The organism is Flavobacterium sp. (assembly GCF_044371705.1).
GTDB lineage: Bacteria > Bacteroidota > Bacteroidia > Flavobacteriales > Flavobacteriaceae > Flavobacterium.
Map to the genome: position 1 here is coordinate 1 of NZ_JBILTE010000098.1, position 10,069 is coordinate 10,069.

Sequence of the window (10,069 nt, forward strand, 5' to 3'; positions counted from 1 at the left end):
AAGTACTATTAATTTTGCAGTACTTACTTGACAATTAATTTTCTTGTCGCAGTAGCCTCTCCTTCTTTGATTTTAATCATGTATACACCCGGAGACAAGGCAGAGATATTCAATTCCTTTGAGGTAAGTGTTGCTTGAAGTACTATTTTACCCAATACATCGTAAATAGTTACTTCTTTGGTTAATGATGAATTGGTAGTTATGTAAATTTTACCCGTACTTACTGGATTAGGATAAAAACTCAATCCTTCAACCGTAGTTTCCTGCGGCTTAGGTTTGTTTTCCTGAGCAAGAGCATTCTCACCAAGAAAACAAAATAATAATAGAATGATATAAAAGTATTTTTTTTCCATGTCACAATTTTCATTTGTAAAGATATAAATTTATTTCAAATAGTATACCAAAAAAAAACAGTTGTCAATAAAACAACTGTTTGAATAGATATAAAGTTGAATTTACTCGATTACAAGATTGTTTTTGGATTGCCACTTTCTGGCATTCTTATCATAATAATTGTTGTCGTCTGGAAATTCAATATAAAATTCACCATTGGCATTTTTGGTGTAGTATTCGGTTAAATCTTCACCGTCGATATACTTTTCAAAAAGTAATTTAGTTTTTGCTTTTAACTCAGGAATTTCCATTTTCCAGGTTCTGAATGCTTCTTCAAAAGAAGTGATTTTGCCGTCTTGATCTTTGGTTAATTTACCTGCGGTAACCACTCGTTTCACTTTTAAACTTGGAGCAATACGAGCAAGGGCAAAATATATTTCATTTGATTTTTCGTCAACATAATAATGATATAATTCTGCACTTTTAGCTGTAAGTTGATAAATAGAATCATATTGAGACTCGAACTTTGTTTCATGAGTCGCATTTTTTGCCAGTTTATCTGTGTACCGAATAATTTCGTACTTGAATGACTCCACTTGTGTATCAGTCAAATAGTCGGAAGGCAAAATCTTTTGTGGTTCTTTTTGACAAGAATATAGGAAGACGATAACAAAAAGCGTATAAATAAATTTCATTTTCATTTTAAATTTTAAAAAAAGAGCCTAATCTAGTAGATTAAGCTCTTTCAAATATAATAAATTATTAAGACTAGTAAACTTTAGTTACTGGGTTAAATTCAGCCCATCCATCAGTCCAGTCTGTAGCACCAAATGCTCCTCTGTAAGTTGTTGCAGTAAAGAAAGCATCTGTTAATTTAGGATTAGTAAATGCAGCACCAGAAGTTAAAGTACCAGCTGTAACTCTAAAATCAGGGTTCGATGCATAACCTGTACTTGTGTTTGTTCCAAAGAAAATATTAGTATTTAAACCTAATGCTAAATAGTAAGCAGGTAAATCTGTACTTGTGTCAGTTACGTTAGTAGCGGTCCACCATGTTCCCACATTAGTAGCTGTTGCAGTCATACCTGTACCAACTGAGTAAGTTAACAATGGGGCAGACATTATATTGTTTATCATCACACCTGTTCCTGCTGCATAGTTGTCAAACACAGACTGTTGATTGAAACGCAAACCTCTCGGCATGCCCACAAAAACAGAATTTGCGATTGTTAACGCTGTTCTTCTTCTAGCGTCAATTGCATGTTGGTAGTTACCGTTGACTGTTTGAGTGTTGGTAGCTCTTGGGCCTACACCTGTAAAGTTAGAGAATACACCTGTTGTAATTAAAGTAGTTACGTTGTCATTTGGACCGTTATCGGTTTCAAAAATGTTTGAACCTGATTGGTCGGCATAACTACCGTAACGAACAGATACGCCAAATTGTACTTTTCCTGTGAAACCGAAGTCAACGTCAAAACAGTCATCCCACATTGCAAAGGCAACTAAGTGTTTGGAATTAATTGAACCACCAAACCACTCGAAACCGTCGTCACCACCAAAAGAAACTTGTGTGTAATCCATTTGAGTTCCGCTACCTACACCACCTAAGGTGATAGAGTTTGTTTCATTATTTGGTGTTAATTCAATTCCGGCGAATTCTACACGTACATATTTTAAAATTCCTGAATTATCTGCATTATTAGTGCCACCAAAAATTACTGCTGGTGTGATACCTTCAATTGCTGGATCCGGCTGGTTAACAGGAGCATTTCCTAAGATAACGATACCACCCCAATCCCCGCGGTCACGTGTTCCTGGAGCCAATGCTGAAGTAAATACAATTGGTTCTGCAGCAGTTCCGTCTGCAATCAATTTACCACCTCTATCAATTACTAAAGTACCTTTTGTTGCTTTGTCACCAAAGATTACGGTACCAGGCTGAACGGTTAAAACAACTCCTGTTCTAACAAATACTTGCCCTTTAATTAAATATTTTTTGTCTTTTGTAAGTGTACGAGTAGTTAAATCACCCACTAATTCAACGGGCAAATTAGGATCGACGATAGGTGTATCGTCATCTACTACCACAATTGGGTTGTCGTCACTACTACAAGATGTCATTGAAATGGCAAGAATTGCCAAGAACATGCTAGCTCTTAAAATTAGATTTTTTTTCATAAGTGGTTGTTTTAATAATTTAATTTATAGTTGTTTAAAAGTTATGTGTTACGCCGAGAGAAAACAAAGCTCCTCTCTTGAAAATAGAGGTTGGATTATCGACGCTTTCATCGATAGTTTCATCTCTATTGGAATCTTCAAAAAATCGGTATTCATCATCTAAAAGGTTTTGTATGCCAAATTTCACTGTAGTTTCTTTAAAAGCTTTTGAAACTGTTAAATCTAAACTGTTTCTTGAAAGTTCATAAATGGTTGGAAAGTTCACATCACCTACGGAGAAAATACGATCACCAAAACGGTTATAGATTACATTGGCAGAGAATCCTGTCTCGTCGTTATATCCTAACGCCGCATTCACAATGTAAGGGGATTGACCTTGTAAGGCACGAACTTGTTGTTGTGATGTTACACTTGCACCTAAATCAACTTCAGAGAAAATATAGGAAGCATTTATATTCATTGAAAGCCTTCCCAAGTAAAGATTATTGGTCCACTCTTTAAATGATTTTCTGAATTCAAGTTCTAAACCATAATTGAAAGCACTGTCTGCATTGGCATAGTTAAACTGAGGTTGTTCCGTTGTAATTTGTGTGACATTTTCAATCGGATTATCAAATCTTTTGTAGAATGCACCTAAACTCATGGTTTCTCCCTTACTTGGATAGAATTCATAACGTAAATCTAAGTTATCAATTTCTGCAGTTTTCAAGCTTGAGTTACCAACACGTGCCGCTTCATTTTCGTAATCGTAAAATAAGAAAGGGGCAATTTCTCTGAACTCCGGACGGTTCACCGTTCTGCTGTATGCAAATCGAAGTAACGATCTTTCGCTGATGTTATAACCAACGTTTAAGGATGGTAAAAAGGAAGTAACCGGGTTTTCAACATCAATCACACCGGCATCAGAAGCACCTTGAAGAGACAAAATATTGTGTTCTACACGAACACCACCTGAGATATCAAATTTATAGACCGGAAATTCACCATAGAGATAACCTGCAGCTAAGAAATTGTCAGCATTGTAGGAGTCAATGGCTCGCGTACCTTCTTTTAAAATCCAACCATCGGTTGTGTTGACGTATTCAGGACTAAAAACTTCAGTTAAAGGCAATTGCTTTAAGAAATTAACACGGTCGATTCCATAATCCGGTAAAAAGTAGGACACATAGCGAGAATCAAATTCTCTTTGTCTGTAATCCATATAATAACCCGTTTTAAGTTTTATAGGGTTTAATTCTTCATCATTTTTAACACGCTCGATAATGTGTGTATAATTGGCACCATTATTTACTGAATACTCCTTTAAAGTTCCAAAATATCTTCCGGTGTCGAATAGGTTTGACGAAGCAGGATCAATCATTTCATACACCGAATTTGGATTTTCAGCGTCTTTAATGGTTCTGAATCTTCTTAAATCTGGTTCAGATTCATACATATAATTATAACCCGCTACCCAATCAATAATATTGGTATTATTTAATTGATGGATGCCTTCTAATTGACCTGTATAAATGGATCTGGATTTATAACCTAACGAATAGTTTCTAAATAAATCTTCACCTCTTTGTAAAAAGTTATTACCATTTCTAATGGTAGTTTCATTTTCACCAATTTGATTGAATAAATTTTTAAACTTAATCGTATTATTGTTGTTTAATTTTAAAATCCAGTTGGATAAAACAGTTACTCTGGCTTCGTTCTGATTATAATTATCCAAATAGTTCAACCATAAAGGGGGTCTAGTTTCTCCCTCATTTAAAGTAGTATATCTGGTAAATTGTCTTTGGTAGGTTTGATAAGTATTGGAATAACCAAACGAGTTAACCGATTGCAAATTCATTCCATTGGTAAATTTTTTACTTCTTCCAAAAGCAAAACCGAAATTATTATCTATTAAAGCTGTGCTTTGATTTGGATTAAAATTGTTTTGCAATTTTGTATTTGAAGCTGTAACGCCAACTTCAGGAATACTATTAATTAAGTCAGCCGATGGGAACGTACTTGGTAAAGTTCTAAATTCATAATCAAAACCCAAAAAATCCGTTTTTGATCCATTACTTTGAAAATAATCTTGCAAAGAAGTATTATTTCTGTAGCCAAATCCAACACTGAATGTATTGAAATTTGTAATGTTTTCAGAAGTTGTAATGTTAATAATACCTCCCGAAAAGTCACCGGGTTTATCAGCTGATCCCGTTTTAACAATTAACATTTTGTCAATAGCTTTGGTAGGAATCAAGTCAAAAGCAAAAGTTCTTTTGTCAACTTCGGTACTTGGAGCAACAGCATTGTTAATTAATACGTTATTGTATCTTTCACTCAAACCTCTGATCATTACAAATTTTCCGTCAACAATTGTAACGCCAGGGACACGCTGAATAGCATCTGCCGCATTACTGTCGGTTCCTTTCGACATTTGTTCGGCAGAAATGGCACTTACCACTTGTTTGGCTTCTTTCATCTCGGCCATAATGGCGGCTTCGGTATTTTTCTTTCTTGAAGTAACTACCACAACATCCTCAAGCATTACTCCTCCTCCTGCAGTTAACGATCTATTAACCGTAACGTTTTGTCCCGCTTTAATGGTTATTGGAATATCAATAGTTTGGTATCCTAAAAAACTGAGTTCTAAAATGTAATTACCCGGATCAACTGATAACGAAAATTTTCCATCGGTATCCGTTGTTGTTCCAATGCTAGTGCCTTTAATAAGTGCGTTTGCAAATGGCAAAGGTTCGTTGTTCATATCTTTGTCGGTAAGAACACCTGAAACTGTTCCTTTTTGAGCATGTGATAAGAACGTAAGCAATAGTGTAATAATAAGTATTCTAAATTTCATTCGTGTGTTTATTAAATTTGGGGCAAAGTAAAGGCGATAATGTAAAGTTGAAGTTACACACTTGTTATGCTTTCGTGTTTAAAGCGTTACCAAATTGTTACCACATTAAATTACTGTTAACAACTTAATTCGTTTTGATTTATCTTTACCTTTACATTCTCAAAAAATACAATTACGTATCATGAAGAAAAAAGACATTAAGATCTTGTTGGTTGATGATGAGCAAGATATCCTAGAAATAATAGGGTACAATTTGGCTCAGGAAGGCTATCAAATCGTTACTGCTACCAATGGCAAAGAAGCAATTCAAGTAGCGAAAAAGGAACTTCCGCAATTGATTATAATGGATGTTATGATGCCTGAAATGGATGGGATGGAAGCTTGTGAAAACATTCGAAGATTACCAGAACTCTCCAACGTTATTATTGCATTTTTAACGGCACGTAATGAAGACTATTCACAAGTGGCAGGTTTTGAAGCCGGAGCCGATGATTACATTGCTAAGCCAATCAAACCCAAAGTATTGGTAAGTAAAGTTAAAGCTTTATTAAGAAGAATGAAAGAAGATGAAGCAAAAGGAGATATTTTGAATGTAGGTGGAATTGAAGTGAATCGTGAAGAATATAAAATTGTTCAAGACGGTAGAGAAATAGTACTACCGAGAAAAGAATTCGAATTATTTTATTTGCTGGCATCGAAGCCCGGAAAAGTTTTTAAAAGAGAAGAAATTTTAGATAAAGTTTGGGGCAACGAAGTGGTAGTTGGAGGCAGAACTATTGATGTTCATATTCGTAAACTTCGCGAAAAAATAGGTGACGAATTATTTAAGACTATCAAGGGCGTAGGCTACAAATTTGAAATTTAATTTTCTTTTTTAGTTATTAAAATAGCTTACTTTTGAAGGGTTATTTAAAAAGCTTTTTTAATGGCGATAAGTTTTAAAAAAACGTACAAATTTGCGGTGAAGTCCGCGTTCTATATAACCCTTTTCTCCGGTGGGTTTCTTACTTTATTGTTGTATTTTTTCCAACAGCTAGATTACTTATTGATTGGTGTTTTTACAGTATCGATGTATGTTTTCTCGTTTTTCGTCATTCAATACCGTGTGGAGCGTTTCATCTATCGTAGAGTAAAAAAAATATACGACGATGTTTCTTTGCTGGATTCAACAACTTTCAGAAGTCAGCCGATTACCACTGATATGGCAACTTTAACCCGACAAGTTAAAAAGTTTGCCACCGATAAGAAATTAGAAATTGAAACATTAAAAGTTCGTGAAGAATACCGTAGGGAATTTTTAGGAAATGTTTCACATGAATTAAAAACACCTCTTTTTACCGTTCAAGGATATATTTCTACACTTTTAGACGGTGCGGCCAATGATAAAACACTTCGAAAAAAATATTTAGAACGAGCTGAAAAAGGCGTGGAACGTTTGATTTATATCGTGAAAGATTTAGATATGATTACCAAGTTGGAAACAGGCGATTTAAACTTGGAGTATGCTGAATTTGATATCATTGAAATGATCAAAAACGTTTTTGACTTGCTTGAAATGCGTGCTGCTAAGAAAAAAATAACATTAACCTTTGATACCAAATACGCGAAACCCATTTTGGTAAATGCAGATGAAGATAAAATTCAGCAAGTAGTAACCAATTTAGTGATGAACTCCATTAAATACGGCAGAGAGGGAGGAACAACTGAAATAAGCATCGAAGATTTGGTTAAAAATAAAATAATTGTCAGAGTTACTGATAATGGAGAGGGTATTCAAAAACAGTATATCCCACGATTGTTTGAACGCTTTTTTAGAGTCGATAAAAGTGGAGCCCGTTCTGAGGGTGGTTCCGGTTTAGGCTTGGCAATTGTAAAGCATATTATTGAAGGTCACAACGAAAAGATTTATGTAGAAAGTCAATACGGCGTAGGTTCCGAATTTTCATTTACGCTCGAAAAGAAGAAATAATTTCTTCCAATTTAAGTCGGTTTTGAAATGTTCTAGACCTTTATATAAATCAACTTCATACAAATTTTCAATGGTAAATTTGTCTTGTTTGGCATAAGGTACTATCCCTTCTTTTTTATATTTTTTAGCCAAGTATTCCTGTTCAAATTGACCGGGAGTTGGGATAAAAAAACATTTTTTACCTAGCTTCGCCAAATCCATAACAGTTGTGTATCCGGAACGACTTAAAACCAAATTACTTTCATTAAAAGTTTGTTCCAATTCGCTCGTAGTCATAAAGTTGTAATAGGTAACCGAACCAATTTCTTCTTTTTTTTGTTCAGATTCAATGACACCTCTCACAAAAACAACCGCTCCTTTATATCTTGTTAGTTCCGATTTTAGATGAGTTTCCAGCATCGTGCGTTGTGGTTCCGGTCCGGATAGAATGACCATTAAATCATATTTTTTTGGAAGCGTACGTTTGTTTAAACGACTCAACGGACCGATGTAATTTATTTTAAAATGCGGATTTTTGATATGTCCGAGTCTGCCCGTTAAGTTGGGCATTTCTGCTACATCCGGAACCCAACATTCATCGTATTTTTTAATAATGTATTGATGAATTTTACTAGTGATCCAACTAGTGTTTCCCGTTAAAACATTTAATTGATGCGTGATAAAAACGGAAGGGATTTTTTTGGAATAAATGCCCAAACGATTGTCTGAAATAATACCACTTAACTCATATTCTTTGACCCACTTTTTTACCAATTTACGTTCCAAATAAATGGCCTCCATCATTTTTGGACTATTTTTGATGAGTTTCCATTTAAAGAAAGCTCCTTTTTTGGCATACTCAATTTGATACGACGGAAGCTCCAGAAAAATTAAATCCGGAAATTCTTTTTGAAGTATTTGCAAAGCCACGCCATCAGAGGCAATAATGGCTTCAAAATTGTTTTCCAATAACGATTCGATGATAGGAATGCAACGGGTAGCGTGTCCCAATCCCCAATTTAAAGGAGCAATGAGAATTCTTTTTTTTGAATGTTCCAAGTCTTGATAACTCATTTAATAATTGCAAAAGTAATAGTAATAATGATAGGTTATATTTCCTTAATTTTACCAAAAAATTAAGTTACGTGGGGAGTAAGAACAAATTAAAGCGTTTTAGAGAAAATGAGACTTTTGGCAATGTAATTGAACCAACTCGTGAAGAAGTTGTATTGGGAGCATTTAAATGGAAAGGAAATTGGAACAAGGAATTTTTTAAAAACGACCATCCATTGATTTTGGAATTGGGATGCGGCAAAGGTGAATATTCTGTAGGTTTGGCGGAACGATATCCCAAAAAAAATTTTATTGGAATTGATATCAAAGGTGCCCGTTTTTGGAGAGGTGCAAAAACAGCAGTCGAAAATAATTTGACGAATGTTGGGTTTTTACGTACTCAAATTGAATTACTGGAATTTTGTTTTGCTGAAAATGAAGTAGATGAAATTTGGATTACTTTTCCCGATCCACAAATAAAATATAAGCGAACAAAGCATCGGATGACGAATTCCGAATTTTTGCAACGTTATAAAAAGGTACTTAAACCCGATGGATTGATGAATTTAAAAACTGATAGTGAATTCATGCACGGCTATACCTTAGGTTTGCTTCACGGTGAAGGGCATGAAGTTTTGTATGCCAATCATAATGTGTACCGTAATGAAGGAGCACCGGAAGTAGTAACAGCCATTCAAACTTTTTACGAAAAACAATATTTAGAAATCAATAAAGCGATTACTTATATTCAATTCAGAATCAAGTAAAAAAACCATATGAATATCGGACTTCACTTTTTATTCGGTTTTGTTGCGGCAACGATAGGTACTATTTCGCCGGGGCTAATCAATATGACCGCAGCAAAATTCAGCTTGAGAGATGGCCGCGGAAGAGCTCTGTGGTTTGCTTTTGGTGCTGCAACAATTGTTTTTTTTCAGACTTTAGTGGCCGTTCTATTTGCTCGATTTATTGAAAGTCGTTCAGATATTAACACGATGCTTCAGGAAATTGGCTTTGTAATTTTTGCGGGGCTGACCTTCTATTTTTTTTGGATGGCTAAAAAGGGTAAGAATACTAAAAAGAAAGACGAAATTAAAATAAGAACCAAATCCAGCCGGTTTTTCTTAGGAATGTTACTGTCAATTCTGAATTTGTTTCCCATTCCCTATTATGTTTTTATAAGCATAACATTAGCATCGTTTGATTATTTTTATTTTGAAACGATTTATATTTATTCATTTTCTTTAGGTACAGCATTGGCTGCTTTTTTAGTCTTTTTTGGTTACATTGTTTTTTTTAAAAATAAATCAGCCAAAACTTCTCTCCTTTCAGAAAACATTAATTATTTTATTGGTGGAATCACTGGAATAGTTGCTTTGGTGACACTTTTTAAACTCATTTTCAATTAAATTTTACGAACGATGGAAGAAAACTTTTTTGAAAGAGTTTACCAAATCGCACGTCAAATACCTTATGGACGAGTTACTTCTTATGGAGCAATAGCTAAAAGTTTGGGTGCTGCCCGTTCAGCCCGAATGGTCGGTTGGGCCATGAATGCTTCACATAATTTGGAAGACGTACCGGCACATCGTGTGGTTAACCGAAACGGCATGCTTTCCGGAAAACATCATTTTCAAGGCACAAATTTGATGCAGCAATTGCTGGAAAGTGAAGGAGTTGATGTGGTTGACAATCAAATTGTTGATTTTGAGAAATTT

10 protein-coding genes are annotated in these 10,069 nt (G+C 34.8%); 5 read left to right on the top strand and 5 right to left on the bottom strand.

Annotation, left to right across the window (positions count from 1 at the left end):
* Window positions 1–23: 23 nt before the first annotated feature.
* From ACIQ2S_RS08080 to ACIQ2S_RS08095, 4 genes are all read right to left on the bottom strand, one after another.
* Window positions 24–353, bottom strand: a complete 330-nt coding sequence (locus tag ACIQ2S_RS08080; RefSeq protein WP_396174804.1) for a T9SS type A sorting domain-containing protein — start codon at window positions 351–353, stop codon at window positions 24–26.
* Window positions 354–455: 102 nt separating this feature from the next.
* Window positions 456–1,028 carry a hypothetical protein gene (locus ACIQ2S_RS08085; RefSeq protein ID WP_396174806.1) on the bottom strand — a complete coding sequence of 191 codons (573 nt, stop codon included), beginning with the start codon at window positions 1,026–1,028 and terminating at the stop codon, window positions 456–458.
* A gap of 73 nt (window positions 1,029–1,101) precedes the next feature.
* Window positions 1,102–2,511, bottom strand: coding sequence for a hypothetical protein (locus ACIQ2S_RS08090; protein WP_396174808.1), 1,410 nt, complete (start codon window positions 2,509–2,511; stop codon window positions 1,102–1,104).
* A 34-nt stretch (window positions 2,512–2,545) separates the two neighbouring features.
* Entirely contained in the window at window positions 2,546–5,350 is a 2,805-nt protein-coding gene (locus ACIQ2S_RS08095) for a TonB-dependent receptor domain-containing protein (protein WP_396174810.1), read from the bottom strand.
* 181 nt (window positions 5,351–5,531) lie between these two features.
* On the opposite strand from ACIQ2S_RS08095, the gene ACIQ2S_RS08100 reads away from it, so the two are divergent.
* Together ACIQ2S_RS08100 and ACIQ2S_RS08105 are read left to right on the top strand one after the other, a co-directional pair.
* Window positions 5,532–6,215, top strand: coding sequence for a response regulator transcription factor (locus tag ACIQ2S_RS08100; RefSeq protein ID WP_396174812.1), 684 nt, complete (start codon window positions 5,532–5,534; stop codon window positions 6,213–6,215).
* Between the two features lie 60 nt (window positions 6,216–6,275).
* Complete coding sequence (locus ACIQ2S_RS08105) at window positions 6,276–7,319, top strand: sensor histidine kinase (RefSeq protein WP_396174814.1); 1,044 nt, start codon at window positions 6,276–6,278, stop codon at window positions 7,317–7,319.
* Here the strand turns inward: ACIQ2S_RS08105 and ACIQ2S_RS08110 are convergent.
* The gene (locus tag ACIQ2S_RS08110; RefSeq protein ID WP_396174817.1) at window positions 7,293–8,372 is read right to left on the bottom strand and encodes a glycosyltransferase; all 1,080 of its coding nucleotides are present in this window, start codon (window positions 8,370–8,372) and stop codon (window positions 7,293–7,295) included. The genes ACIQ2S_RS08105 and ACIQ2S_RS08110 overlap by 27 nt on opposite strands.
* A gap of 71 nt (window positions 8,373–8,443) precedes the next feature.
* Here ACIQ2S_RS08110 and trmB point away from each other — a divergent pair, with 71 nt between their 5' ends.
* The 3 genes from trmB to ACIQ2S_RS08125 form a co-directional block, all read left to right on the top strand.
* Window positions 8,444–9,118 (top strand): tRNA (guanosine(46)-N7)-methyltransferase TrmB, encoded by a 675-nt coding sequence (gene trmB / locus ACIQ2S_RS08115; protein WP_396174819.1) that lies wholly within the window; start codon window positions 8,444–8,446, stop codon window positions 9,116–9,118.
* A gap of 9 nt (window positions 9,119–9,127) precedes the next feature.
* Entirely contained in the window at window positions 9,128–9,760 is a 633-nt protein-coding gene (locus ACIQ2S_RS08120; RefSeq protein WP_396174821.1) for a lysine transporter LysE, read from the top strand.
* Window positions 9,761–9,772: 12 nt separating this feature from the next.
* Window positions 9,773–10,069 (top strand): MGMT family protein (locus ACIQ2S_RS08125; RefSeq protein ID WP_396174823.1); only part of this gene is annotated, 297 nt, incomplete at its 3' end.

Excerpts from the sequence above, each read along its gene's own strand:
- ACIQ2S_RS08090 (WP_396174808.1), bottom strand. The coding sequence starts at position 2,511 with ATGAAAAAAAATCTAATTTTAAGAGCTAGCATGTTCTTGGCAATTCTT.
- ACIQ2S_RS08095 (WP_396174810.1), bottom strand. The coding sequence starts at position 5,350 with ATGAAATTTAGAATACTTATTATTACACTATTGCTTACGTTCTTATCA.
- ACIQ2S_RS08110 (WP_396174817.1), bottom strand. The coding sequence starts at position 8,372 with ATGAGTTATCAAGACTTGGAACATTCAAAAAAAAGAATTCTCATTGCT.
- ACIQ2S_RS08120 (WP_396174821.1), top strand. The coding sequence starts at position 9,128 with ATGAATATCGGACTTCACTTTTTATTCGGTTTTGTTGCGGCAACGATA.
- ACIQ2S_RS08105 (WP_396174814.1), top strand. The coding sequence starts at position 6,276 with ATGGCGATAAGTTTTAAAAAAACGTACAAATTTGCGGTGAAGTCCGCG.
- ACIQ2S_RS08080 (WP_396174804.1), bottom strand. The coding sequence starts at position 353 with ATGGAAAAAAAATACTTTTATATCATTCTATTATTATTTTGTTTTCTT.
- ACIQ2S_RS08100 (WP_396174812.1), top strand. The coding sequence starts at position 5,532 with ATGAAGAAAAAAGACATTAAGATCTTGTTGGTTGATGATGAGCAAGAT.
- ACIQ2S_RS08085 (WP_396174806.1), bottom strand. The coding sequence starts at position 1,028 with ATGAAATTTATTTATACGCTTTTTGTTATCGTCTTCCTATATTCTTGT.